This window comes from Gordonia rhizosphera NBRC 16068, assembly GCF_000298195.1.
GTDB lineage: Bacteria > Actinomycetota > Actinomycetes > Mycobacteriales > Mycobacteriaceae > Gordonia > Gordonia rhizosphera.
Genome location: NZ_BAHC01000084.1, coordinates 1 through 25,568, shown reverse-complemented (window position 1 = coordinate 25,568; position 25,568 = coordinate 1). Strand labels below are relative to the sequence as shown.

The 25,568-nt window shown below is 68.3% G+C and carries 22 protein-coding genes; 8 read left to right on the top strand and 14 right to left on the bottom strand.

The window, feature by feature from the left end; all coding sequences use genetic code 11:
* Window positions 1-3: 3 nt before the first annotated feature.
* Both dnaJ and hrcA read right to left on the bottom strand, forming a co-directional pair.
* Window positions 4-1,164, bottom strand: a complete 1,161-nt coding sequence (gene dnaJ / locus GORHZ_RS10070) for a molecular chaperone DnaJ (protein WP_006332625.1) — start codon at window positions 1,162-1,164, stop codon at window positions 4-6.
* A 94-nt stretch (window positions 1,165-1,258) separates the two neighbouring features.
* Window positions 1,259-2,293: a heat-inducible transcriptional repressor HrcA gene (gene hrcA, locus GORHZ_RS10065; protein WP_006332623.1), complete on the bottom strand. Its 1,035-nt coding sequence runs from the start codon at window positions 2,291-2,293 to the stop codon at window positions 1,259-1,261.
* A gap of 141 nt (window positions 2,294-2,434) precedes the next feature.
* On the opposite strand from hrcA, the gene GORHZ_RS10060 reads away from it, so the two are divergent.
* Complete coding sequence (locus tag GORHZ_RS10060) at window positions 2,435-2,896, top strand: type II toxin-antitoxin system VapB family antitoxin (RefSeq protein ID WP_006332621.1); 462 nt, start codon at window positions 2,435-2,437, stop codon at window positions 2,894-2,896.
* Window positions 2,897-2,921: 25 nt separating this feature from the next.
* Here the strand turns inward: GORHZ_RS10060 and GORHZ_RS10055 are convergent, their stop codons facing one another.
* From GORHZ_RS10055 to GORHZ_RS10040, 4 genes are read right to left on the bottom strand one after another with little or no spacing between them, the layout of a single operon-like run.
* The gene (locus GORHZ_RS10055) at window positions 2,922-3,905 is read right to left on the bottom strand and encodes an NADPH:quinone oxidoreductase family protein (RefSeq protein WP_006332619.1); all 984 of its coding nucleotides are present in this window, start codon (window positions 3,903-3,905) and stop codon (window positions 2,922-2,924) included.
* A gap of 14 nt (window positions 3,906-3,919) precedes the next feature.
* Complete coding sequence (locus tag GORHZ_RS10050; protein ID WP_006332617.1) at window positions 3,920-5,026, bottom strand: acyl-CoA dehydrogenase family protein; 1,107 nt, start codon at window positions 5,024-5,026, stop codon at window positions 3,920-3,922.
* On the bottom strand, window positions 5,023-6,213 hold the full coding sequence (locus tag GORHZ_RS10045) for an acyl-CoA dehydrogenase family protein (protein ID WP_006332615.1): 1,191 nt from the start codon (window positions 6,211-6,213) through the stop codon (window positions 5,023-5,025). The genes GORHZ_RS10050 and GORHZ_RS10045 overlap by 4 nt, the downstream gene beginning before the upstream one ends.
* Window positions 6,214-6,244: 31 nt before the next feature.
* Window positions 6,245-7,030, bottom strand: coding sequence for an SDR family oxidoreductase (locus GORHZ_RS10040; protein WP_006332613.1), 786 nt, complete (start codon window positions 7,028-7,030; stop codon window positions 6,245-6,247).
* 251 nt (window positions 7,031-7,281) lie between these two features.
* Here GORHZ_RS10040 and GORHZ_RS10035 point away from each other — a divergent pair, with 251 nt between their 5' ends.
* Window positions 7,282-7,758 carry a MaoC family dehydratase gene (locus GORHZ_RS10035; protein ID WP_006332611.1) on the top strand — a complete coding sequence of 159 codons (477 nt, stop codon included), beginning with the start codon at window positions 7,282-7,284 and terminating at the stop codon, window positions 7,756-7,758.
* Between the two features lie 67 nt (window positions 7,759-7,825).
* Window positions 7,826-8,830 carry an NADP-dependent oxidoreductase gene (locus GORHZ_RS10030; RefSeq protein ID WP_006332609.1) on the top strand — a complete coding sequence of 335 codons (1,005 nt, stop codon included), beginning with the start codon at window positions 7,826-7,828 and terminating at the stop codon, window positions 8,828-8,830.
* A 41-nt stretch (window positions 8,831-8,871) separates the two neighbouring features.
* On the opposite strand, the gene GORHZ_RS10025 is transcribed toward GORHZ_RS10030, so the two are convergent.
* From GORHZ_RS10025 to hemW, 4 genes are all read right to left on the bottom strand, one after another.
* A complete protein-coding gene (locus GORHZ_RS10025; protein WP_006332607.1) occupies window positions 8,872-12,189 on the bottom strand; it encodes an acetyl-CoA carboxylase family protein in 3,318 nt (1,105 codons plus the stop codon).
* 145 nt (window positions 12,190-12,334) lie between these two features.
* Complete coding sequence (locus GORHZ_RS10020; protein WP_085948697.1) at window positions 12,335-13,705, bottom strand: MFS transporter; 1,371 nt, start codon at window positions 13,703-13,705, stop codon at window positions 12,335-12,337.
* A gap of 263 nt (window positions 13,706-13,968) precedes the next feature.
* Window positions 13,969-14,661 (bottom strand): TetR/AcrR family transcriptional regulator, encoded by a 693-nt coding sequence (locus tag GORHZ_RS10015; RefSeq protein ID WP_006332603.1) that lies wholly within the window; start codon window positions 14,659-14,661, stop codon window positions 13,969-13,971.
* 79 nt (window positions 14,662-14,740) lie between these two features.
* On the bottom strand, window positions 14,741-15,919 hold the full coding sequence (hemW, locus tag GORHZ_RS10010; protein WP_051998825.1) for a radical SAM family heme chaperone HemW: 1,179 nt from the start codon (window positions 15,917-15,919) through the stop codon (window positions 14,741-14,743).
* A 433-nt stretch (window positions 15,920-16,352) separates the two neighbouring features.
* Here hemW and GORHZ_RS10005 point away from each other — a divergent pair, with 433 nt between their 5' ends.
* The 5 genes from GORHZ_RS10005 to GORHZ_RS09985 are packed head-to-tail and all read left to right on the top strand — an operon-like array spanning window position 16,353 to window position 21,835.
* A complete protein-coding gene (locus tag GORHZ_RS10005; protein WP_006332599.1) occupies window positions 16,353-18,116 on the top strand; it encodes a nitrite/sulfite reductase in 1,764 nt (587 codons plus the stop codon).
* Window positions 18,113-18,868, top strand: a complete 756-nt coding sequence (locus GORHZ_RS10000) for a phosphoadenylyl-sulfate reductase (protein ID WP_006332597.1) — start codon at window positions 18,113-18,115, stop codon at window positions 18,866-18,868. The genes GORHZ_RS10005 and GORHZ_RS10000 overlap by 4 nt, the downstream gene beginning before the upstream one ends.
* A complete protein-coding gene (gene cysD / locus GORHZ_RS09995) occupies window positions 18,850-19,803 on the top strand; it encodes a sulfate adenylyltransferase subunit CysD (RefSeq protein WP_174347175.1) in 954 nt (317 codons plus the stop codon). The genes GORHZ_RS10000 and cysD overlap by 19 nt, the downstream gene beginning before the upstream one ends.
* 8 nt (window positions 19,804-19,811) lie before the next feature.
* Complete coding sequence (locus tag GORHZ_RS09990) at window positions 19,812-21,107, top strand: sulfate adenylyltransferase subunit 1 (protein ID WP_040531159.1); 1,296 nt, start codon at window positions 19,812-19,814, stop codon at window positions 21,105-21,107.
* Entirely contained in the window at window positions 21,104-21,835 is a 732-nt protein-coding gene (locus GORHZ_RS09985; protein ID WP_006332591.1) for a sirohydrochlorin chelatase, read from the top strand. Before GORHZ_RS09990 ends, GORHZ_RS09985 begins: the two co-directional genes overlap by 4 nt.
* Window positions 21,836-22,108: 273 nt before the next feature.
* On the opposite strand, the gene GORHZ_RS09980 is transcribed toward GORHZ_RS09985, so the two are convergent.
* From GORHZ_RS09980 to GORHZ_RS09965, 4 genes are all read right to left on the bottom strand, one after another.
* The gene (locus tag GORHZ_RS09980; RefSeq protein ID WP_006332589.1) at window positions 22,109-23,104 is read right to left on the bottom strand and encodes a sulfate/molybdate ABC transporter ATP-binding protein; all 996 of its coding nucleotides are present in this window, start codon (window positions 23,102-23,104) and stop codon (window positions 22,109-22,111) included.
* Between the two features lies 1 nt (window position 23,105).
* Window positions 23,106-24,056, bottom strand: a complete 951-nt coding sequence (gene cysW, locus GORHZ_RS09975) for a sulfate ABC transporter permease subunit CysW (RefSeq protein WP_006332587.1) — start codon at window positions 24,054-24,056, stop codon at window positions 23,106-23,108.
* Entirely contained in the window at window positions 24,053-24,904 is an 852-nt protein-coding gene (cysT, locus tag GORHZ_RS09970) for a sulfate ABC transporter permease subunit CysT (RefSeq protein ID WP_006332586.1), read from the bottom strand. Before cysT ends, cysW begins: the two co-directional genes overlap by 4 nt.
* Window positions 24,901-25,568, bottom strand: a 668-nt coding sequence (locus GORHZ_RS09965) for an extracellular solute-binding protein (protein WP_006332584.1), incomplete at its 5' end; no start/stop codon positions are given. The genes GORHZ_RS09965 and cysT, both read right to left, overlap by 4 nt.

Sequence of the window (25,568 nt, the reverse complement as noted above, 5' to 3'; positions counted from 1 at the left end):
ACATCAGCGTCCCGCGAACGCGTTGCGCAGCCGCGAGAACAGGCCGCCGGACGCCGCACCACCCGCCGAGGACACGACCTCGGCGTGGGTGTCGGAGGCGGCGCGGAACGCCTTGAGTGCCTCGGTCTGTGCGGAATCGAGTTTGGTCGGCACCACCACGTCGAGATGGGCGTGCAGGGTGCCCCGCATCCCGGTGTTCAGATGCGGCATGCCCTGGCCCCGGACGGTGACCACGTGCCCGGGCTGGGTGCCCGGCGCGATGGTGATGCGTGCGGTCCCGTCGAGGATCGTGTCGACCTCGAGTTCGGTCCCCAGCGCCGCGTCGGCGATCGGCACCCGGATGGTGCAGTGCAGGTCGTCCTTGTCGCGGATGAAGACGTCGTGCTGATGTTCGCTGACCTCGACGTAGAGGTCGCCGGCCGGGCCACCGCCGGGGCCGACCTCGCCCTGGCCGGACAACCGCACCCGCATGCCACTCTCGATACCGGCCGGGATCTTCACGGTCATGGTCCGGCGCGAACGGACCCGACCGTCACCACCGCATTTGTGGCACGGGTCGGGGATCACCTCGCCCACGCCGTGGCAGGTCGGGCATTCCCGAACGGTCATCACCTGACCGAGGAAGGAGCGCTGCACGGCCTGGATCTCCCCGGCACCCTTGCAGGTGTCGCAGGTGATGGTCTTCGACTTGCCGTTGGTCCCGGCGCCCTTGCACAGGTCGCACAGGATCGCGGTGTCCACGGTGATCTCCTTGGCCACCCCGGCGGCGCATTCCTCGAGGTCGAGCTCGACGGCGACGAGGGCCGGTTCCCCGGGCTGCACCCGGCTGCGAGGGCCGCGGCCGGAACCGAAACCACCGCCGCCGAAGCCACCACCGGAACCGAAGAACGCCTCGAAGACATCGCCGAGCCCGCCGCCGCCGAAGCCACCGGTGAACCCACCCGCGCCGGCGCCGGCCAGCGGGTCACCGCCCGCGTCGACGATGCGTCGCTTCTCCGGGTCGGAGAGCACCTCGTAGGCGGTGCTCACCTCCTTGAACTGCTCTTCCTGCCCTGGATTCACATCGGGGTGCAGTTCACGCGCCTTCTTGCGGTAGGCGCGCTTGATCTCCTGGTCGGTGGCTCCCTTGGCCACACCCAGGATTCCGTAGTAGTCACGTGCCACGGTCGTCTCGGTCCTGTCGTCTCACACTTGCTCTGCCCGGCGCTGGTCGTCGCCGGCCCCGTCGGCGCGTCGCCGCATTACGCGGTCGCGCTGGTCATCGATCGGCCAAGACCTCACCAACGTACTTGGCAACGGCTGCGACGGACGCGATTGTTCCCGGATAGTCCATGCGTGTGGGACCCACCACGCCGACGCTGCCGAACACCGTGCCCGAAGCACCGTACCCTGTCGACACCACCGAGGTGCCACGCAGGTTCTCGGTGCGGGTCTCCTCTCCGATCTGCACGGTGACCCGTCCCATCCGCTGGGTGGTGGCGAGCAGTTTGAGCACCACGACCTGTTCCTCGAGCGCGTCGAGGACCGAGTCCATCCCGCCGGCCACCGGTGCGAAGTCGGCCGCCGACCGTGCGAGGTTCGAGGTCCCGCCGAGCACCAGCCGGTCGTCGCCACGTTCGACGAGGGTCTCCACCAGGACCGTCGCGACGTTGATGACGGCGTCGCGGATGTCGTCGGGCGCCTCGTTGGCCAGTTCGGCGACCGCCGCCGACGCCGCTTCCAGGCGCTTACCGTGCAGTGCCGCGGAGAACATGTCGCGTAGCCGGACGTAGTCCTCCTCGGCGAGGTCCTCGCCGAGGGCCACCATGCGCTGCTCGACCCGTCCGGTGTCGGTGATCACCACCAGCAGCAGACGCGACGGGGACAAAGAGACGACCTCGAGGTGACGGACGGTGGCCGTGGACAGCACCGGATACTGGATGACCGCGACCTGCCGGGTCAGCTGGGCCAGCAGTTTCACCGAGCGCCGCAGCACGTCGTCGAGGTCGACACCGGAGTCGAGCACGGACAGGATCGCCCGCCGCTCGGCGGCCGACAGCGGCTTGATCTCGCTGATGCGGTCGACGAACATCCGGTAGCCCTTGTCCGTCGGCACCCGCCCGGAACTGGTGTGCGGTTGGGCGATGTATCCCTCCGCCTCCAGCACCGCCATGTCGTTGCGCACGGTGGCGCTCGAGACGCCGAGCTGATGCCGTTCCACCAGCGCCTTGGACCCGATCGGCTCCTGGGTGTCCACGAAGTCGGTCACGATGGCGCGCAGGATCTCGAATCGTCGATCGTCGGTAGTGGACACGTGACACCTCCCGATCCGCGGACTCTGCAATACAGTAGGTGACGTCCATCTTACGAACCGTTGCGCGTATCTCGCTCGACCCGGGGTCGCGCCCGAGGTCGCCGGTGCGCCACCGGGCGGTCGATGCTCAGGAAGTGCCGGATGATCTTCAAGGGTGTGCGAGAGGGCAGGCCCTACCCCGAGCACGGTCTGTCGGCGCGTGGCTGGGCGAAGATCCCGCCCCGCCAGTTCCGGCTCGACGAGCTGACGACGGTGACGACGGTGCTGGCCCTCGACAAACTGCTCAGCGAGGACTCCACCTTCTACGGTGACCTCTTCTCCCATGTGGTGCGGTGGCGCGGGGATCTCTACCTCGAGGATGGCCTGCATCGCGCGGTCCGGTCGGCGCTGCGTAATCGGCACATCATCCACGCCCGGATGCTCGACCTCGATTCGTTCGAGCTCGGGCCGGGCACCGCCACCGTGGAGGATCAGCTCGCCTCGGCCGACACCCCGACACCGCGCCGCACCCCCGTCGTGGGTGGGGGTGCACATCGTCGGGGCCCGCTCAGTACCGGGTGGACCGTGCCGCCGCCGCGGCCCGGTCCGCCGTCACGTCCCTGACCGGTTCGGGGTCGGTGTCGAGTGGTCAGGGTGCGAAGACGAGGCGGCCGACCGTCGAACCGTCGCCGAGCCGGCCGATCCCGTCCGCGACGTCGGCGAAGCCGAGTCGCTCACCGATCAGCGGGCGCAGCAGACCCTCGTCGGCGAGGCGGGTCAGTTCGCGGTGACAGTCGTCGATCACCGCCGGGTTCTTCGACTGGTAGAGGCCCCAGTGCAATCCGACGATCGAGTAGTTCTTGATGAGGGCGTGGTTGAGTCCGGGATGCGGGATCGTGCCGCCGGCGAATCCGACCACGACGATGCGGCCCTCGAACGCGATGCATTTCGTGGAGCCGGCGTAGGCCTCACCGCCGACCGGGTCGAACACGATGTCGGCGCCGTGCCCGCCGGTGAACTCCCTGACCGCCGCGACGAAATCCTCGGTATGCCGGTCGATGACCAGGTCGGCGCCGAGTTCGGTTGCGTACCGGACTTTCTCGGGACCACCGACGACGCCGACGACCGTGGCGCCGGCGGCCTTGCCGAGTTGTACGGCGGCGCTGCCGACGCCGCCCGCGGCGGCGTGGACGAGCAGGTGGTCTCCCGCTGCCAGGCGGGTGCGACGGTGCAGGGCGAACCAGGCCGTCTGATAGCCGATCGTCAGCGCCGCCGCCTCCGCGTCGTCGAGCGATGCGGGCGCGGCGAACACGTTGGCCTGGTCCATCACCGCGAACTCGGCGAACGAACCGCCCGGCAGCACCGGGGTGCCGACGACACGGTCGCCCACCGCCGCCCGGGTGACACCGTCCCCGGTCGCGACCACCACTCCGCACAGTTCCACGCCCGGGGTGAACGGCAGCGGCGGCTTGATCTGGTACTCGCCCCGGCACAGGAGCACATCGGGGAAGTTCGCCGGAGCGGCCAGCACCTTCACCAGGACCTGGCCGGTGCCCGCGACCGGATCGTCGACCTCTTCCAGCGACAGCACGTCCCGGCCTTCGCCGAGTTCGTTGACTCGCCACGCTTTCATGTGGTTTCTCCTCCTCAGGTGGTGGGCAGATCGATCAGGTCGGCGAGGATGCGCCGATGACGGGCACCGGTGCCGAGTGCGAGTTGATCGCTCTTGGCCCGCTTGAGGTACAGGTGGGCGGGGTACTCCCAGGTCATGCCGATTCCGCCGTGCAACTGGATGCATTCCTCGGCGGCCTTGACGGCGGCGTCACCGCAGTAGGACGCCGCGATGGCCGCGGCGACCGGCGCGTCCGCGTCGTCGCGGGCGGCGGTGTCGGCGGCGTAGCGGGCCGCCGCGGTGGCCGAGCCGACCTGCAGCCACAGGTCGGCGAGGCGATGCTTGATGGCCTGGTACGACCCGATCTCGCGACCGAACTGCCTGCGTTGTTTGACGTAGGCGAGCGTGGTGTCCAGACACCACGCTGCGACCCCGGCCTGTTCGGCGGCGAGGACGGCCGCACCGACGGTCAATGCGGCGGCCACCGCGGCGGCCGCGTCGGGACAATCCACGCGTCGGCCCGCGACGCCGTCGATGGTGATGTCGGCGAGGGGACGGGTCATGTCGAGGGCCAGGACAGGGGTGATGGTCAGACCCGGCGCAGCCGAGTCGACGAGATACAGTTCGAGGCCGTCGACACCGATCGCGGGCACCACCAGGACCCCGGACTCGGCCGCACCGGCGACGGAGGTGACCCGTCCGCGCAGCACCCCGCCGGCGGCGGTCACGCCGGTCGGCGTGGTGTCGGGTGCGGTCGACAGCGGCACGGCCAGCGCCGCGGTCGTCGCGCCCTCGGCCAGGTGAGTCAGGGTCGTACTCTCCCCCGCGTGCAGCAGGGCCGTCGTCGCGAGGACCGCGCTGGTCAGGAACGGGACGGGCGCCACCGCACGACCGACCTCCTCTGCGACGACGGCCGCCTCCCGCGCCGAAGCGCCGGCACCGCCGAGCGATTCGGGGATCAGCAGGCCCGCGACGCCGAGCTCGCCGGCCATCGTCCTCCAGACGTCGCCGAAATCCGGGGGCGCGGCGTCGTAGGCCCGGGCCACGGTCTCGAGCGGCAGCCGATCGCGCAGCAGGCGCCGCACGGACTCGCGCAGCGCGATCTCGGTGTCGGTGTAGAGCAGGTCGGGCGAACCACTCATCCGCGCAACTCCTTCCAGGGGATCTTGGTGTCCACACGGTGTTCGGCCGGCAGGCCGAGCACACGTTCGGCGACGACGTTGCGGAGGATCTCCGAGGTGCCGCCCTCGATCGAATTGCCCTTGGCGCGCAGATAGCGATATCCGGGTTCGCGTCCGGTGAAGTCCACCGACTCCGGACGCCGCAGCGTCCAGTCGTCGTAGCGCAGCCCCTCCTCGCCGACGAGCTCGAGTTCGAAACCCGAGATCTCCTGGGCCTGACGGGCGAAGGCCAGTTTCATCGCCGAGCCCTCCGGTCCCGGCTGTCCCGCGGCCAACTGCTGCCGCAGCCGTTCGCCGGTCAGCCGGGTCACCTCGGCGTCGACCCACAGCTGCATGAGCCGGTCGTGCACCGCGGGGTCCCGGATGTCCGGCCGCTGCCGCCAGAGTGCGGCGACCTTGCCGATCATGCCGCCCTCGCGGGGCGCACCCGACCCGATGGCGAGGCGTTCGTTGTTCAGGGTGGTGGTGGCCACGCGCCAACCGTTGCCGATTTCACCGATCCGGTTGGCGTCGGGCACACGCACGTCGGTGAGGAAGACCTCGTTGAACTCCGCCTCCCCGGTGATCTGTCGCAGCGGCCGGATGTCGATGCCCGGATCGCTCATGTCGACGATGAAATACGTCAGGCCGGCGTGTTTGGGCACATCCGGGTCAGTGCGCGCGACGAGGATCGCACGCTGCGCGTTGTGGGCGCCCGATGTCCACACCTTCTGCCCGTTGACCACCCAGTCGTCGCCGTCGCGGACCGCGCGGGTGGCGAGCGCCGCGAGGTCAGAGCCCGCGCCGGGTTCGCTGAACAACTGGCAGTAGATGTGCTCTCCGGTGTAGAGCGGCCGCAGAAACCGGGTGCGCTGGTCCTCGGTCCCCAGCGCCGCGATGGTCGGCGCCGCCATGCCCAGCCCGATGCCGTTGCGGCTCCGCGCCGGTCCCGGTGCACCCGCGGCGTCGAGGGCGTCGTCGACCACCGACTGCGCGGTCTGGGGCAGGCCCAGTCCGCCATGGCCGACCGGGAAATGGACCCAGGCGAGGCCGGCGTCGAACCGGGCCCCCAGGAACTGCTTCGCCGATGTGGTCGCCGGGTCGTTGTCGCCCAGCAGTCTTCGCACGCGGCCCGCCAGATCCGCGCTGACAGCGTCATCGTCGGTCATGAATCCTCCTGTGTCGCATCGCATCGTGCGATCATGGATCAGTCCTTTCAGGGGCGAGGCGGAAGGGACGGACGTCGCCGTGCCGTTGACCGCCGTCGACCACCAGGATCTCGCCGGTCATCCACGACGACGCGTCCGAGGCGAGGAACACCACCGCGTTCGCGATGTCGACGGGTTCACCGATGCGCGCCAGGGCCGTGGCGGCGGCGACCTGCGCCTCGTGGTCCTTCCACAGCGCCTCCGCCAGCCGGGTGCGGACGACCCCGGGCGCGACGGCGTTGACGCGGATGGTCGGTGAGAGTTCCAGGGCGAGTTGGGTGGTCAGGTAGATGAGGGCGGCCTTCGACGTGTTGTAGAGGCCGATGTTCGCCTCATGGGACAACCCGCCGATCGAGGCGGTGTTGATCACGGTGCCCCCGTGGTCGCGCAGCCACATCTCGGTCGCCAGTCCGGTCCACATCAATGGCGCCCAGAGGTTCACGTCCATCGTCTTGACGAAGCGGCCGTGGTCTTGGGCGATGAGCGGACCATACGCGGGGTTGGTCCCGGCGTTGTTGACGAGGATGTCGAGCCGACCGAACCGCTCGAGGGTTCGCTCGAGGCAGCGCCGGGCCTGGTCCTCGTCGGCGGAATGGGCCGCAATGCCCAGCGCGCTCCCTCCGATCTCGGCGGCCGCGGCGTCGGCCGCGTCCTGCTTGCGTGAGGTGAGAACCACATCGGCACCCGCTTCGGCCAGCGCTCGCGCCGCGGCGAGCCCGATGCCCCGTGAGGCGCCGGCCACGATCGCGACCCTCCCCGTCAGGTCGAGCGAGGTCATGTCGTCTGGACTCCTTTCCGCGGTCACCGCTGCGCGGCGCACCCCGCGTCGACGGGATCGTTTGACTGAAAGCCTCACCGCCACTGCCACTCTCAGCCGCGGCCGGTGGCCGGGGACTTCGCCGTGATTCAGTAGTGTGAGGTGATCCAGCTCTCACACCATGTATAGTTGAAGCCGGGTTCATATTCAACTGGGGATATGTGCCGAAACCCGACACGCGCCCGGAGCGCATCCGATCGATAGGGAGACCCATGGACACGACGATCGTTCCCGCCCGCCCGACCACCGCCGACGACCTCGCCGCACTCGTCGGCCGGGAACTCGGCCCGACCCCGTGGTACGAGGTCTCCCAGGCACGGGTGGACGCCTTCGCCGACGCCACCGACGACCACCAGTGGATTCACATCGACCCGGTCCGGGCGGCCGCGAGCCCGCTGGGCGGGACCATCGCGCACGGACTGCTGAGCCTGTCGCTCGGCCCCTACCTGTCCGGACAGCTGCTCGCCTTCGACGGTTTCGCCCACGCGCTCAACTACGGCTACGACAAGGTCCGCTTCCCCGCCCCGGTCCCGGTGGGATCGCGCGTCCGCATGCGTTTGACCGTGGTGGCCGCCGACCCGGTTCCCGGTGGTATTCAGGTGACCACCCGCCAGGTGCTGGAACTCGAAGGCTCCGACAAGCCGGTGATGGTCGCGGACTCGCTCGGACGCATCGTCGCCGAATCCTGAACGACCGTCGGTACCCAGGGATCCTCGAACACGCAATCGATCGCACCGAAACACAGGAGGCCACCGCATGACCGCGCAGAACCGACAGCTCCGACTGGCCAAGCGCCCGGTCGGCCGGATCGACGACACCACCTGGGAGATCACCACCGAACCGATCCCGGAACCGGGCACCGGGGAGTTCGTGGTGCGGATTCAGTACGTGTCGCTCGACCCGGCGATGCGTGGCTGGCTCAACGACGTGCCGTCCTACATCCCGCCGGTCGGGATCGGCGAGGTGATGCGCGCCCACGCGGTGGGCACGGTCTGTGCGTCGCAGCACGACAGCTACCCGGTGGGCGCGACCGTCGCCGGGATGTTCGGTGCCTGCGAGTACGCGCTGTCGGACGGCCGGCTCGTCACGCTCGTCGACACCGATCTGGCACCGGCACCGACATGGCTTGGTGCGCTGGGCTTTCCCGGCATGACCGCATACTTCGGGATCACCGACGTCGGACGCACGAAACCCGGCGACACCGTGTTGATCTCGGGTGCGGCGGGTGCGGTCGGTTCCATCGCCGGCCAGATCGCTTCGCTGATGGGGTGTCGGGTCATCGGCATCGCCGGCGGCCCCGAGAAATGCTCATGGCTCACCGAGGAACTCGGCTTCGACGCGACCATCGACTACCGCGCGGGCTCGGTGGGACGGGCCCTGCACGAGGCCGCACCCGAGGGCATCGACGTCTACTTCGACAACGTCGGCGGCGACATCCTCAACTCGGCGCTCGCCGTGTTGCGCACCCACGCCCGGGTCGTGTTGTGCGGCGCCATCTCCGGCTACAACGCCACCACACCGCCACCCGGCCCGTCGCGATACCTCTCCCTGCTGGTCAACCGGTCTTCGATGACGGGCTTCATCATCTTCGACTATCTCAAGCGCTTCCCCGAGGCGCAGGCCGCGTTGGGCAACTGGATTCGGCGTGGCGACCTCATCACCCGCGAGCAGATCGAGACCGGCGGTATCGAGGCGTTCGGCACCACGCTCAACATGCTGTTCGACGGCGCGAACACCGGGAAACTCGTCCTCGCCATGTGACCGGCAGAGGAACTCTCAGGCGCGGCACCGCCGACAGAACGTCACTCGCGCAGCCACCGAGGTCCTACTTGGGGGCCGCGCCTGAGTTGCCGTATCCAGTCGCGGGTCCGAGCGGGGTCGATGACGTCGTCGAGTTCGAAGGTGGTCCCCGCATGCAGCGCCTTGCCCTTGTCGTAGGCCTGCGCCACGAGGTCACGGAACAGCGCGTCGCGTTGTGCCGCATCGTCGATGGCCTCGAGTTCCTTGCGGTAGCCGAGCCGTACCGAACCCTCGAGACCCATCGGACCGATTTCGCCGGTCGGCCAGGCCACGGTGAACTCCGGAGCGTGGAAGGAACCGCCGCCCATGGCCATCGCGCCGAGTCCGTAGGCCTTGCGCAGGATGATCATCCCGAACGGCACCGTGAGGCGGGCGCCGGCGACGAACATCTTGCCGAACCTGCGGACGGTGGCCTGCTCCTCGGACTCGGGCCCTACCATGAATCCCGGTGTGTCGCAGAGCGTGAGCACCGGCATCCGATGCGCCTCACACATCGTCAGGAAGTCGGCCGCCTTGTCGGCCGCCTCCGCGTCGATCGCGCCGCCGAGGTGCAGGCTGGAGTTGGCGAGCACCCCGAACGCCGCACCCTCGACACGGATCAGCGCGGTCACCATCCCGGTGCCGTAGCCGCGCCGCAGTTCGAGGACCGAGTCGACGTCGGCGATCGCGGCCACCGCATCGCGCACATCGAAGGCCCGTAGCCGGTTCTCCGGCACCACATGTCGTGCTCGGCGGGCGTCCGGGGCCGTCCAGTCGACGAGATCTCCCCGGAAGTAGGACAGGTATTGTCGCGCGAGCCGGACGGCGGCTGCCTCGTCGTCGGCGACGAGGTGCACGACGCCGTTGGGCACCTGGACGCCGATCGGCCCGACCTCCTCGGGCCGGTGCCGCCCGAGCCCCCCGCCCTCGATCATCGCCGGTCCGCCCATGCCGACGGTGGCGTCGGGGGTCGCGATCAGGACGTCACACACACCGGCCAGGGCCGCGTTGCCGGCGAAACAACGACCCGAGACGATCGCGACGGTCGGCACGACTCCCTGCAGGCCCGCCATCGCCCGGAAGGTGTTCAGTTCCAGGCCGGCGGCGCCGTTGGCGTCGGTGTCGCCCGGTCGGCCACCGCCGCCTTCGGCGAACAACACCAGCGGTATCCGCTTGCGCCGCACCACCTCCAGGATCCGGTCGGTCTTGACGTGGTTGCGCATTCCCTGCGTACCGGCCAACACGGTGTAGTCGTAGGAGATGACGCCGGTCGTGGCGGCATCCGACCCGAACACGTCGGCGTCGACGGTGGCGACACCGGCGATCAACCCGTCGGCGGGTGTGTTGTCGATGAGATCCTGCTCGCTGCGACGAGTGCGCTGCGCCGCCACCGCGAGTGCGCCGTACTCGGTGAGGCTCCCGTCGTCGACGAGATCATCGATGTTCTCCCGCGCGGTCCTGCGGCCGATGCGATGGCGTCGCGCGACCGCCTCCGGCCGCGCGGCGTCGAGCGTCTTCGCCTGCCGTGACAGCACCTCGGAGAGGTCTGCTCGGATGTACTCGGGGTCGACATCGCCTACCGCGGCATCGGACTCGATTCCGTCACCGGGGCACACGACGGCCAACGGATCGCCCGCGTTCACCGGTGCGCCCACCTCGACCAGGCTGCGCACCACGATCGAGGAGCGTTCCGCCGCGAGGACGTGCTGCATCTTCATCGCCTCGAGGACCAGCAGCGGCGCACCCGCGGGCACCACACTCCCGGCCGTCGACACCTCGACCACGACGCCGGTCAGTCCCGCACGGATCACCTCCTCGCCGTCGTCGATGCGCACATCCACGTCGGAATCGGTCGGCGCACTCGGATCGTCGTCGCCGTGCGCGGATCCGTTCGGCACCAGTGCCGCCGCGGTCGAGAGCAGATCGGCAAGGTGCTCGTCGAGGTAGGAGGTGCTGACCGGCGCTCCGGTGAGCCGATCATCGGACAGCACCGCTCGCAGCAGAGCGATGTTCGTGTGCACGCCCTCGACGACGAACTCGGCGAGTGCGGTCTCCGCCTTCCGGCAGGCGGCCGCGAAATCGGCACTGCGCGTGTGGGTGATGACCTTGGCCAGCAGACTGTCGTAGCGAGACCCGATCACCGTCGCGGGTCGGCCGTGGGTGTCGACGCGGACACCGGGACCGGTGGGTGGGGAGAACGTGGTGAGCGTCCCGGTTGCCGGGACGGTCGTGCCGTCGGCCGTCACCGTCTCGGTGTTCACCCGGGCCTGGATCGCGATGCCACGTGCCGGCGACGGCGCCCCCGTGACCTCCCCGGACGACGCCGCGACACCGTGTGGCAGTGGGAGTTCGGCCAGTGAGGCACCCTGCGCGATGCGCAGTCCCACCTCGACGAGGTCGACACCGGTGACCTCCTCGGTGACGGTGTGTTCGACCTGAATCCGCGGGTTGACCTCGAGGAAGACGAAATCGTCACCGGTGACGAGGAACTCCACAGTGGCCAGTCCCCGGTAGGCGTGGTCCGCGCACAGGCGGACCGCCGCGCGGTGCAGATCCGACCGGAGGTTGTCGAGGTGCGGGGCCGGCGCCACCTCGATCAGCTTCTGGCGACGGCGTTGCACGCTGCAGTCCCGGTCCCCAACCGCGAGCGCGCGGGGCGATCCGTCGCGGTCGGGCGCCGCGACCACCTGCACCTCGACATGCCGGGCCCCGGAGCACAACGACTCCGCGAACAGCGCGCCGTTGCCGAAGCCGGCTTCGGCCTCCGCGACGCAGCTGCGATAGGCCACCGGGACTTCGTCCACGTGGTACACCGCCCGCATACCCCGGCCACCGCCGCCGGCGACCGCCTTGAGCATGATCCCGTCGGGATGGGCGTCGAGGAAGGAGGCGACGTCTCCTTCCTCGACGCCGCCCTCGGTGGCGTCGAGCACCGCAATCCCCGCCGCCACGGCGGCCGCACGGGCGGAGGACTTGTCGCCGAACAGCCGCAACAACGCCGCGTCCGGACCGACGAAAGCCAGCCCGGCGTCCCGGCACCGCCAAGCGAACTCGGGGTCCTCGCTGAGGAATCCGTAGCCCGGATGGACGAGATCGGCGCCGGTGGCCACTGCCGCGTCGACGATCGCGGAGCGGTTCAGATAGGCGGCGGGCCCCGAGCCGTCCAGTGCGACGGCGGTGCTCGCGGCGTCGACGTGTGCCGCAGCCGCGTCGTCGGCGGCGTAGACCGCGACGGTGTCGAAGCCGAGTTCGTCGGCTGTGCGGATGATCCGCAGCGCGATCTCCCCGCGGTTGGCGACCAGAACTCGCAACGACTCCACCTCCGAGGGACAGACGGTCATTCTTCAGTCTCGATCATCCCTGTGTCATGAGACCCCAGCGAAGCTAGGGGTGGGTGGACCTCGCCCGACCCGGTATTGAGCACTGGGAACCGGGACGGTGTGCGCACCCCGACGACGACCGGGACGGCCGAACGTTCCTCCCATGTCACACCGGCTGCAGCGCCCCGGGCGGGGCCAGCGGATCGTTGCGCACCTCGGCGGGATTGGTCTCGCGCAGACGCCACGCCGACGCGCACGTGATCAGGCCCATCAGCGCGACGAACAGCGCGACCAGGGTCGTCGTGCCGGTCCGGGCGATCAGCGCCGTCATGATGAACGGGGTGGCGCCGCTGACGGTGATGGCTGCCAACTGGTAGGCCAGCGACGCGCCCGAATAGCGCACATTCGGCTCGAACAGCTCACCCATGAACGCCGCGATGGGCCCGTAGGTCATGGACTGGAAGATGCCACCCACCGTCACCGCCACGAGGAACAGCCCGACATTGGCCGTGTTCACCAGCCAGAAGTATGGGAATGCCCAGGCCACGATGGCCAGACCACCGACGATGATCAGCGGTCGGCGTCCGATCCGGTCGGAGATCGCGCCGGACGCGGCGGTGACGGGCACGGTGACGAGGCAGGAGATCATCGACATCGCCAGCAGGCTGTTGCGATTCATGTCCAAAGCGGTGGTCGCATAGGTCAGCACACCCGCGATCGAGATGTAGAACAGCGCGTTGGTCGCCGCGAGCAGACCGCAGCCGAGCAGGATCGTCCGCCAGTGACCCTTGATCGCCTCCCAGAGCGGCGCCTGCGCCACGACCTCCCGGCCCCGTTCGGCCTCCTGCTGGAGTTCGGAGAACTCCGGGCTGTCCTCGACCTTGGTCTGAATGTAATAGACGACCGGGAACAGTAGTGCGCTGAGCAAGAACGGGATTCGCCATCCCCACGACAGGAACGCCTCGTTGGTCACCGCCGAACTCGTACCGAGGAAGATGAGATTGCCGAGAAGCACGCCGAACGAGACGCCCATCTGACCGAACGTGCCGGAGAAGCCGCGTCTCTTCGGGTCCGCGGATTCGGTGAGCAACAACACGATTCCGCCCCATTGTCCACCGCATGCCAGGCCTTGCAGGAACCGCAGCAGCACCAGCAGGATCGGGGCCACGACACCGACGGCCGCGGCGCTCGGGAGGCAACCGATCGCGAATGTCGCTGCGCCCATCAGGAACAGGCTGACGACGACGGCGGGCTTGCGGCCGTACTTGTCCCCGTAGTGGCCGGCGATGAGTCCACCGAGCGGGCGGGCGACGAAGCCCGCCCAGAAGGTGCTGAACGACAACAGGGTTGCCATCAGCGCCGAGGAGTGCGGGAAGAAGACGTGCGGAAAAACCAGGGCTGCGGCGGTTCCGTAGACGAAGAAGTCGTACCACTCGATCGAACTGCCGATCAGCCCGGCCGCCTGCAATTTGCGATGGGCGCGCCGATGTGTGCGTTGCCCTTCGTCGAGTTGGTTTCGGTCTCGCGCGGAACGCACGGAAGGTGTGGCCACGGATCACTCCTGGGGTGTGTTCTGGGAAAGGGGTCCCGACCGAACTTGAGCTCACGTTCATGTTCTGGAGCCACTATGGCCGGACATTCCTCGTGATGTCAATCACTTCGGCGCATATTCTCAGATCCCGCCACACCCGGCGCGTCGAGCCAGTCGGCCACACCCTTGAACTTGAACGCACCCTCAACTAAGCTCGCCGCGACGAGGCGTCGGCGAAGCCGGCGAGCGGACTCACCCGCGGTCGGGGGTCACCCCTGGCCGCGGGTGACCGCCGTGTTCGGAAGTAACCCGATGGCGTTGGCCCACAACCTGGTTGCGGTGAACACCAGCTCATCCATGTCGGCATCGTCGCCGAGCGCGAAGGCCTGGTAGGCCATCCGTGACACCATTCCCGAGAGCGCTCGCGCCGCCTGCATGGCGTCGAGGTCGGTGTCGGCCAGCCCGCGCTCCTGCAACCGTCTGATCTGGCGGGCGTTGCGTTCGGCGAAGGCAAGGCTGCGCTGCCGGCGCCTCTCGCGGAACTCGCGGCTGTTTCCCGTCACCTGCTCGAGCACCAGCCGCAGCCGCGCGTTGCGTTTGTAGGCCTCGAAGTAGGCGCGGTTGGCGGCCTCGAGTACCGCGACCGGGTCGTCGTCGGAGGCGACATGCGGGAAACCCGGATGCAGCATGTCCTCGTGCGCCTGTGCGAACACCGCATCGAGGATCTCTTCCTTGCTCTGGAAGTAGGTGTAGAAGGTGCCGATTGAGCAGGCCGCCTCGGCGGTGATGTCGGTCAGCCGGGAGTCGGCGAATCCGTCGCGCTCGAACACCGTGCGGGCTGCCGTGACCAGGGCCGCGCGGGTGCGTTCGCCCCGGGCCGTCAGTGGCTTGAACTTGTCCGCCGGGACACCGGCCAACGAAGGGAGTTCGTCGGCCGGGTCGTCGTTGCGCCGCGCAGTCATAGGTGTCAGTTTCGCAGTTGCGGCACGCGTTCAGGCAACGACCTCCGACGAACCGTGGCCGGCACGACCTCCGCGAAAGTCAGCTCGCGGTGAGGATGTCGCGGACGACACCGTCGGCGAGGAGCCGTCCCCGGTCGGTCAAGACCAGTCGGCCGTCGGACGCCGCCAGCAATCCATCGACGACGAACCGCGCGGCGGTCGCGCGTTCGGCGTCGTCGAGTTCGGTCTCCGGCAGTCCGTCGCGGCACCGCAGTCGCAGCATCACCGTCTCGGTGTGCCGGTCGACGTCGGTGAGAATCTCGTGTCCGGCGATCGGCAGATCTCCGGCCTCCAACGAGTTGGCATGGCGGGCCGGGTGTTTCACGTTCCACCAACGCACCCCGTGCACGTGGGAGTGTGCACCCGGCCCGATCCCCCACCAGTCGGTGGAATACCAGTAGGCGAGGTTGTGCCGACACTGCGCGGCCGGTGAGCGCGCCCAGTTGGACACCTCGTACCACTCGAGGCCGGCGGCGCGGAGCCGCGCGTCGAGGATCTGATAGCGCCGTGCGAGTACGTCGTCGTCGGGGGCCGGTAGCTCGCCACGGCGGATGCGGCGCGCGAGTGCCGTCCCGTCCTCGACGATGAGCGCATACGCCGACACATGATCGACGGGCGTGTCGAGGACGGCATCGAGGGAACGGTGCAGATCGTCGTCGCTCTCTCCCGGCGTGCCGTAGATGAGGTCGAGGTTGATGTGGTCGAACCCCGCCTCCGACGCCTCCCGCGCCGCCGCTTTGGCCCGGCCCGGGGTGTGCGTGCGGTCCAGAGTCGCCAGCACATGCGGCGCCGCCGACTGCATCCCGAGCGAGACCCGGGTGTAGCCCGCCTCCCGGATCCCGGCGAAGAATTCCGGCGATGTCGACTCCGGATTGGACTCGGTCGTCACCTCCGCATCGTCGGCGAGCGCGAACCGCGCCCGCACGTCGTCGAGCACCCGACCGAGACCGTCGGCGCCGAGCAACGACGGTGTGCCGCCGCCGACGAAGATCGTGGACACGGCACGCGGCCCCACCAGCTCGGCCGCGCGATCGAGTTCGCGACCCACCGCGACATGCCAGGACTGCGGCGACGCCGCCGACCCGAGTTCACCGGCCGTGTAGGTGTTGAAGTCGCAGTAACCGCAGCGGGTCGCGCAGAACGGCACGTGGATGTACAGGCCGAAGGCGCTCGTCGCAGACCTCTGCGCCGCCTGCCGGATCTGCTCACCGATCGGCACATCGGTGGGCACGGCGGGTTCGGGCGCCTCGGAGGCCTGCTCCGGTGATACCGATGTCACGCCTCCATCATGCGCCCGGACGAATGGGACACCATCACCTCCCCGGCCTGCACGAGCGCCGATATCCGCGGCAGATGGAACCTTCCGGCGAGTTTGCCTCATCGTGAATTAAAGTATTCGCAAGTAGACGCGGCGACGGTAAGCATGGCACTATGTACCGCGTGACTTCCCCAGGGGTGTGGCTCGCCGCGCGACGCCACATCGATTTCAAGCGCGTCTGCAGCGCATTCTGTCGTCTCTGACGACGTGCTCCGCCGTCCCCAGATGACGGTTTGGCCCTGAGGAGTTCCCGCCCCCGGCGGGTATGCCGGCACGTTTCCAGCCCACTGCACCGTGATCGCTGACGCGCGCCCGCGTCGGCTCAGGAGACTTCATGACGTCAATCACCGACGACCTTTCCGTGCCCTCGTCCGATTCCGACCGACCCGCCACTCCGGGCCGTCGGGCGGCGGGTGGTAGCGAGCGACCCGCCCGCAAGGCTCGCCCCGCCAAGCGCCGGGCCGAGGGCCAGTGGAAGCTCGGCTATCGCGAGCCGCTCAACGCCAACGAGCAGATCAAGAAGGACGACAACCCCCTCAACGTTCGGGCCCGCATCGAGAACATCTACGCCAAGCAGGGGTTCGATTCCATCGACAAGCAGGATCTGCGTGGCCGGATGCGCTGGTGGGGCCTCTACACCCAGCGCAAAGAGGGCTTTGACGGCACCTGGACCGGGGATGAGAACATCGACATCCTCGAGGACAGTCACTTCATGATGCGGGTGCGCTGCGACGCCGGCGCACTGAACGTCGCGCAGCTCCGCACCATCGGTGAGATCTCCACCGAGTTCGCCCGCGACACCGCCGACCTCTCGGACCGGGAGAACGTCCAGTACCACTGGATTCGCATCGAGGACGTCCCCACCATCTGGGATCGTCTCGAAGGAGTGGGTCTGCACACCACCGAGGCGTGCGGTGACTGCCCCCGCGTCGTCCTCGGTTCCCCGCTCGCCGGTGAAGCCGTCGACGAGGTGCTCGATCCGACTCCCGCGATCGACGAGATCGTGCGCCGCTACATCGGTGATCCGAAATACTCGAACCTGCCGCGGAAGTTCAAGACCGCGATCTCGGGTCTGCAGGATGTCGCCCACGAGATCAACGACGTGGCGTTCATCGGGGTCAACCACCCCGAGTACGGGCCCGGCCTCGACCTGTGGGTCGGCGGCGGCCTGTCCACGAACCCGATGCTGGCCCAACGCGTCGGTGTGTGGGTCCCGCTGCACGAGGTGCCCGACGTGTGGGAGGGCGTGCTCGCCATCTTTCGCGACTACGGCTACCGCCGACTGCGCACCAAGGCCCGTCTCAAGTTTCTCGTCAAGGACTGGGGCATCGAGAAGTTCCGCCAGGTCCTCGAGGACGAGTATCTCGAACGCAAGCTCATCGACGGTCCGGCCCCCGAGCCGCTCACCGCGCCGCGCGACCACGTCGGCGTGCAGAAACTGAAGAACGGGTTGAACTCGGTAGGTTTCGCCGCGATCGCCGGCCGCGTCTCCGGCACCATCCTGACCGCGGTCGCCGATGCCGCCGAACGCGCGGGATCGGACCGAATCCGGTTCACGCCGTATCAGAAGCTGGTCGTACTCGACGTGGCCGACGACAAGATCGAGCAGCTGATCGGCGAACTCGCGAAGCTGGGTCTGAGTGCCCGCGCATCCAACTGGCGTCGGAACCTGATGGCGTGCAGCGGCATCGAGTTCTGCAAGCTCTCGTTCACCGAAACCCGCAAGCGGTCACAGCGGCTGGTGCCCGAACTCGAGGAGCGGTTGGCCGACATCAACTCGCGCCTCGACGTGCCGATCACCGTCAACATCAACGGCTGCCCCAACTCGTGCGCACGATCGCAGATCGCCGACATCGGGTTCAAGGGACAGCTCGTGGAGGACGGCAACGGCGGTCAGACCGAGGGTTTCCAGGTCCACCTCGGCGGAAGCCTCGGCCAGGACTCCGCCTTCGGCCGGAAGCTGCGTCAGCACAAGGTCACCTCGACCGAACTGGGTGACTACATCGACCGCGTGGTGCGCAACTTCGTGGATCAGCGGGAAGAAGGAGAACGGTTCGCGCAGTGGGCCGTTCGTGCGGACGAGGAGGCACTGCGATGAGCGCGTCCACTGACACCGGCGCTGCGACGGGTCGTCGTTTCAGCACCGACGAACTGCGTGCGATCGCCGAGCAGGGCGCACGCGATCTCGGACCCGACGCGACCCCGGAGCAGCTGCTGCGCTGGACCGCGGAAACCTTCGGCGACAACTTCGTCGTCGCGTCGAATATGCAAGACGCCACGCTGGTGGATCTCGCGGTCAAGCATGTCTACCGTGAGCTGCTCGGTGGTGGCGCGGTCAAGGTCCTGTTCCTCGACACCGGATATCACTTCGCCGAGACCATCGGCACCCGCGACGCCGTCGAGCAGGTCTACGGGGTCGACCTCGTGAATCTGACGCCCGAGCACACCGTCGCCGAACAGGACGAGTTGTTGGGCCGCAACCTCTTCGCACGCGACCCCGGCGAATGCTGTCGGCTGCGCAAGGTCGTCCCGCTCAAGGCCGGTCTGGCGTCCTACGACGCCTGGGTGACCGGTATCCGCCGTGTGGAGGCACCGACGCGCGCCAACGCGCCGCTCATCTCCTTCGACGAGGGTTTCGGGCTGGTGAAGATCAACCCGATCGCCGCCTGGTCGGACGAGACGATGCAGGACTACATCGACGCAAACGGTGTGCTGGTCAATCCACTGGTCGATGAGGGCTACCCGTCGATCGGCTGCGCACCGTGCACCGCCAAACCCGAACCCGGATCCGATCCGCGCAGCGGCCGCTGGGTCGGCCGCACCAAGACAGAATGTGGGCTCCACGCATGACCATCGCCGACACCCCCGCCAACGCCGTCCTCGAGACCGTCGACGACTTCACCACCCTCGACGCCCTCGAATCCGAGGCGATCCACATCTTCCGTGAGGTCGCCGGCGAGTTCGAACGTCCCGTCATCCTCTTCTCTGGCGGCAAGGACTCCACCCTGCTGCTGCATGTGGCGCTCAAGGCCTTCTGGCCTGCTCCCCTGCCGTTCGCGCTGTTGCATGTGGACACCGGCCACAACCTGCCCGAGGTCCTCGAGTTCCGCGATCAGGTCGTCGAGCGGTACAACCTGCGCCTGCATGTCGCCAAGGTCGAGGACTACCTCGCCGACGGGCGGCTCACCGAACGCCCCGACGGCGTTCGCAACCCGCTGCAGACCATCCCGCTGCTCGACGCGATCACGGAGAACCGTTTCGACGCGGTCTTCGGCGGTGGACGCCGCGACGAGGAGCGGTCGCGCGCCAAGGAGCGGATCTTCTCGCTGCGCAATGCTTTCGGCCAATGGGACCCGAAGCGACAGCGGCCGGAACTGTGGAATCTTTACAACGGCCGCCACGCCCCGGGCGAACATGTCCGCGTGTTCCCGCTGTCGAACTGGACCGAACTCGACGTGTGGCGCTACATCACCCGCGAACAGGTACTGCTGCCGTCGATCTACTACGCGCACGAACGCGACGTGTTCCAGCGCGACGGCATGTGGATGACGCCCGGCGTCTGGGGTGGGCCCCGCGACGGCGAAGAACTGCAGCGACTCTCGGTCCGGTACCGCACGGTCGGCGACGGGTCGTCGACGGGCGCGGTGCTGTCCGAGGCCGCCGACAACGAGGCGGTCCTCGCCGAGGTCGCCGCATCCCGACTGACCGAGCGCGGCGCCACCCGCGGTGACGACCGAGTCTCCGAGGCCGCGATGGAAGACCGCAAGCGCGAAGGATATTTCTGATGGCAACACTGACCCACGTCCCCGATCTGCTCCGCATCGCCACCGCGGGCAGCGTCGACGACGGCAAGTCCACCCTCGTCGGCCGGCTGCTCTACGACACGAAATCGGTTCTCGCCGACCAGATCGACGCCGTGACGAAGGCATCGGTGGATCGCGGCCTGCAGGGGCCCGACCTGTCGCTGCTCGTCGACGGCCTGCGCGCGGAGCGCGAACAGGGCATCACCATCGATGTTGCCTACCGCTACTTCGCCACGCCCGCACGGTCATTCGTGCTCGCCGACACCCCCGGGCACGTGCAGTACACCCGCAACACCGTCTCGGGTGCGTCCACCGCCCAGCTCGTGATCCTGCTGGTCGACGCCCGCAACGGCGTCGTGGCGCAGACCCGGCGGCACGCCGCGGTGATGGCGCTGCTGGGTGTGCCGCAACTCGTGCTGGCCGTCAACAAGATCGACCTCGTCGACGACCCGGCCACCGTTTTCGCGGAGATCTCCGCCGAGTTCGCAGACATCACAAGGACTCTCGGCTGGTCGGCCGAGCAGGTGACGTCGATCCCGGTGTCGGCGCTGCACGGCGACAACGTCGCGACCCGCTCCGAGAAGACCCCGTTCTACGACGGCCCTACGCTCATCGAGCATCTCGAGTCCGTGCCGAACGTCACCGACCGCCGCGAGGTGGGCCTGCGGTTCCCGGTGCAGTACGTGATCCGGCCCCGCACAACGGAGTTCCCCGACTACCGCGGCTACGCCGGGCAGATCGCGGCCGGCCGCGTGTCGGTGGGCGACGAGGTGGTGATCCTGCCCTCGGGTACACGCACGACGATCAGTCAGATCGACACCGCCGATGGTCAGCTCGCCACCGCCCACACCGGACGCAGCGTGACGCTGCTGCTCGCCGAGGATGTCGACGTGTCCCGCGGCGACATCATCGCATCGGCCGCCGATGCCCCCGAGCCGGTGCAGCAGTTCAGTGCGACCGTGTGCTGGCTCGCCGAGAAGCCACTGCGTCCCGGTGCCCGGCTACTCCTCAAGCACGGCACCAAGACCACCCAGGCCATCGTCGGTGGTCTCGAGGTGCTGTTCGATGAGCAGAACCTGTCGGTGATCGATACCCCGGAGACGGTGGAGCTCAACCAGATCGGTCGGATCTCCATCCAGACCGCCGAGCCCATCGCGGCCGACGACTATCAGGTGAACCGGGAGTCGGGCAGCTTCCTGCTCATCGACCCGCAGGGCGGTAACACGTTGGGCGCCGGGCTGGTCGGCGACGCCGTGTCGCCGTTGCATCTCAAAGAGCTGGTGTGACTCCCCCACTCCTGCTGGTCGGCCACGGCAGTCGTGATCCCCGCTTCGCCGACACCGCGCGCCGGGTTCGCGCCGCGGTGTCGGCGCGGCTGCCCCGCGTCGACGTCGGGTTGTCGTTCCTCGATCTCGACGAACCGTTGGTCGGTGACGCCCTGGACGCCATGGCCGGCGAGTGCGTCATCGTGCCGTTGTTGCTCGCGCCGGGTTACCACAGCGACGTCGACCTGCCGGCCATCGTCGCCGAACACGCCCGTCACCCGGTGCGGTCCGGCCACGTTGTCGGCCGCCACAGCCTCGTCGAGGCGCTCGCCGACCGGTTGCGGGAAGCAGGTCTCCGGCCCGATGACGGCACCGTCGTCACCGCGGTGGGGTCGTCGAATCCCGTCGCGGAGAAGGTGGTTCGACGGCGGGCCATCGAGTTGTCGACGCTGCTGCACCGTCCCGTCGAGGTGGTCTTCGCAACCAGGCTGGGTACCGACGGCAGCGCGCTGCACGCCGCGATCCGCCGGTTGCGCAAGGCAGGAGCCGACCGCATCGCGCTGAGCCCCTACTTCCTGTCCGCCGGACGGTTGACCGAGGTCGTCGAATCAGCCCTCGACCGTTTGGCGCCCGGCTCTCTCGTCGCCGGCCCGATCGGAACCCATCCCACCTTGATCGACGCCGTCGTCGACTCCTATTGCCGGACCGCTGGATCCACCGCTTTCGCTCAGTCGATCTCCAGCCGCTGACCTGCGCCTCTCGCCCCGTCCCGCCACACCACCGCACCGTCCCCCTGTTCCCTTCCCGTCGAGCATGCACGAAACCCCGTCGACCGTGCGCACTTTCGCGTCGACCGTGCGCACTCGCCCGTCCACCGTGGACGAAATCCCGTCCACCGTGCGCAGTTCAATTCCGGCCTTGCACACTCAACACTCGGGCATGCACACTCAACGCTCCGACGTGCACGATCGACGCCCCGGCGTGCACCACTCGACGGGGACAGCGCCGCCGCCGTGCTCAGCTCAGGTGTCGCTGAGCGCCGCAACCTTGGTCGCTCGGGCATAGATCGCCTCGCCCGGTTGCAGATTGAGCGCGTTGGCGTCACCACGGGTGATCTGTGCCTGGAACTCGTCCCCGGTGGTCGCGGCGACGAGCTCCACCCGCACCTCGAATCCGAGGTGGACCACGCGCGTGACTGTGGCCTTGATGACGCCGGTGTCGAGCGACTGATCCGCGGCCGGCAGCGCGAGTTCGGGATTACGGCCGATGCGGATGTCGTGCGGGCGGACCAGCTCCCCGTTCAGCCGGACGGTGGAGCCGAGGAAGGATGCCACGAACTCGTTGGCCGGTCGGTCGTACAGATCGCCCGGGGTACCGACCTGCTCGATGCGCCCCTTGTTCAGCACGGCGATCCGGTCGCTGACGTCGAGCGCCTCCTGCTGGTCGTGGGTGACCAGAACAGTGGTCACGTGCACCTCGTCGTGCAGGCGACGCAGCCACTTACGCAGGTCTTCACGCACCTTCGCGTCCAGTGCGCCGAACGGCTCGTCGAGCAGCAACACCTGCGGGTCGACGGCCAACGCCCGGGCCAGTGCCATACGCTGCCGCTGTCCGCCGGACAACTGCGCCGGGAACCGCTTCTGGAACACGGTGAGCCCGACGACGTCGAGCAGTTCGTCGACCTTGGCATTGATCTCGGCCTTGGAACGCTTGCGGATCTTGAGCCCGAACGCGATGTTGTCGCGCACATTCAGATGTTTGAAGGCGGCGTAGTGCTGGAAGACGAACCCGATGTCGCGCTTCTGCGGTGACGCACGCGAGACATCGTTTCCGCTGATGATGACCGTCCCGGAATCGAGGGTGTCGAGCCCCGCGATGGCCCGCAGCAACGTGGATTTACCCGACCCCGACGGCCCGAGCAACGACGTCAGCGACCCCTCCGGGATGTCGATCGAGACGTTGTCGAGGGCGGCGAAATCCCCGTAGCGCTTGTTCGCGTCGATGACCGAGATGGACATGTCACGCGCCTTCCTGGTTGCCCGTTGGCCGGTGGTGCGGAATGTGGATCTGCTGTGCGTGATCGATCGACTCCGGTCCGCGCGGCACGGCGAGCGCGGGCTCGTCGGTACCGGTGTCGGTACCGACCTCTTCGCTCGCGTCGGCCAACCGGTTGCGGGCCCGGCGTTCGATCAGTGACATCGCGATCAGCACCACGATGGCCACCAGCATCAGCAGGGTCGCGGCCGCATAGGCGCCGAACTCGTTGTAGTCGTCGGTGTAGCGGGAGTTCACCAGGAGGGTCAGCGTCTGCGAGATGCCGGGGAAGTTCGACGACACCATCGTCACGGCTCCGTACTCACCGAGGGCACGCGCGACCGTCAGCACGATGCCATATGTGAGCCCCCACCGGATGGCCGGCAGCGTGATCCGCGAAAAGATCTGCCAACCGTTCGCCCCGAGGGTGGCCGCCGCCTGCTCCTGTTCTGTACCGATCTCGCGGAGCACCGGCTCGACCTCGCGGACGACGAAGGGCAACGTGACGAACAGGGTCGCCAGCACGAGACCCGGAAAACCGAAGATGATCTTGAAACCCAGGCCCTCGATACCGCCGAACCACCCGCCGTAACCCCACAACAGGATCAGCGCCACGCCCGCGACGACGGGTGACACGGCGAACGGCAGGTCCACGACGGCCTGCAGGATTCCCTTGCCCGGGAACCGGCCGCGCGCCAGTGCCAGGGCGGTCACGATGCCGAAGACGACGTTGAGCGGCACCACGATCGCGACGATGACGAGGCTCAGCTGCAGCGCCGCGATCGCGGCGGGCGTGGTGATCCATTCCCAGAACTGTCCGAGACCGTGCTCGAACGAACGCCAGAAGATCAGCGTCACCGGCACGACCAGCAGCACGAACAGATAGCCGAGCGCGACGACGCGCAACCCGTAGCGGGTCCACGGCGAGACCTTCACCGGTCCTGCTCCTCTCGGGCGCTCTGACGACGGCCCACGACGCGCAGGACGAGCAGCACCACGAATGCGATGAGCAACAACACGACCGACACGGCCGCCGCGCTCGCCGGCTCATCGACCTCGATCTGTTGCTGGATGTACTGCGAGGCGACCTGCGTCTCGCCGGGGATGTTGCCGCCGATGAGGACCACCGAGCCGAACTCGCCGATCGCTCGGGTGAACGCGAGCCCGGCCCCGGTCAAGATCGCCGGGAGCAGCGCGGGCAACACGATCTTGCGCCACGTGGTCAGGTTGCTCGCGCCGAGGACTGTCGCCGCCTCCTCGACGTCGGTGTCGAGTTCGAGGAGCACCGGCTGCACCTGGCGGACCACGAACGGCAACGTCACGAACGTCAGTGCGATGACCAACGCCGGTCTGGTCGCGTTCAGGTGGATGTCGATCGGACTGTTCGGTCCGTACAGCGACAACAGCACGAGGCTCGCGACGATGGTCGGCAACGCGAACGGAAGGTCGATGATCGAGTTGACAAAACCCTTGCCCCAGAAGTCGTCCCGGACAAGCACCCAGGCGATGATCGTGCCGAACATGACGTTGATCAGGGCGACGACGACCGACACCGCGACGGTGATCGCCAACGCGTCGACCGCATTCTGGTCGGTGACCGCATCCCAGAACCCGCTCCAGCCGTCGTCGAACGATGCCACGGTGATCGCTGCCAGCGGCAGGAGCACGATGACGGTGAGCCACAGCGCAGCGACCCCGATACCGAGCGGACTCACGCCGGAGAACGTGCGCCCGCGCCCCAGGAAGCCACCGGAGGCCCTCTTGTCTGTGACCCCGGTACTCACCGGCGCCCCCGCGAGTCGTAGATCTCCGTGATGGCGCCGTCGGATCCGAACAGGGCGTTGTCCACGGCCGGCCACCCAGTCAGGTCGGTGCCGTCGTTCTGGGCCGCCGTACCCCGACCGAGGATCGCACCGAGTTCGTCGATGGTCCACAGTGTGTCGATCCGTCCCGGGAAAAGCGCTGCCGTCGACGCGACGACGGAGGGTACGACCGGACGGAAGCCCTCCTCGGCCCACAGTCGTTGCGCCCGGTCGGTGAAGAGGAACTCGACGAAGGCCCTGGCGGCGGCGGGCTGCGTACTGGTGTTGACCACGGCGACCGGATTCTCGATCTTGAACGTCTGCCGGGGCACGATGTACTCCACCTGATCCTCGGCAGTAGCGTCCGCGTTGGCCCGCTCGAGCATGATCGCCTCGTTCTCATAGCTGATCAGGACGTCGCCCTGGCCCTGCTCGAATGCGGTGGTTGCTTCCCGTCCCGATTTCGGGATGACGCTGACGTGGTCGCGGATCAGCTCGGCGATGTAATCGAGCCCCGCCTGATTGTCGTGGCCGCCGTCGCTCTTCACCGCGTACGGCGCCAACAGGTTCCATTTCGCCGACCCGGAGCTGCCCGGGTTCGGGGTGACCACCTGCACACCCGGCTTGAGCAGATCGTCCCAGCCGT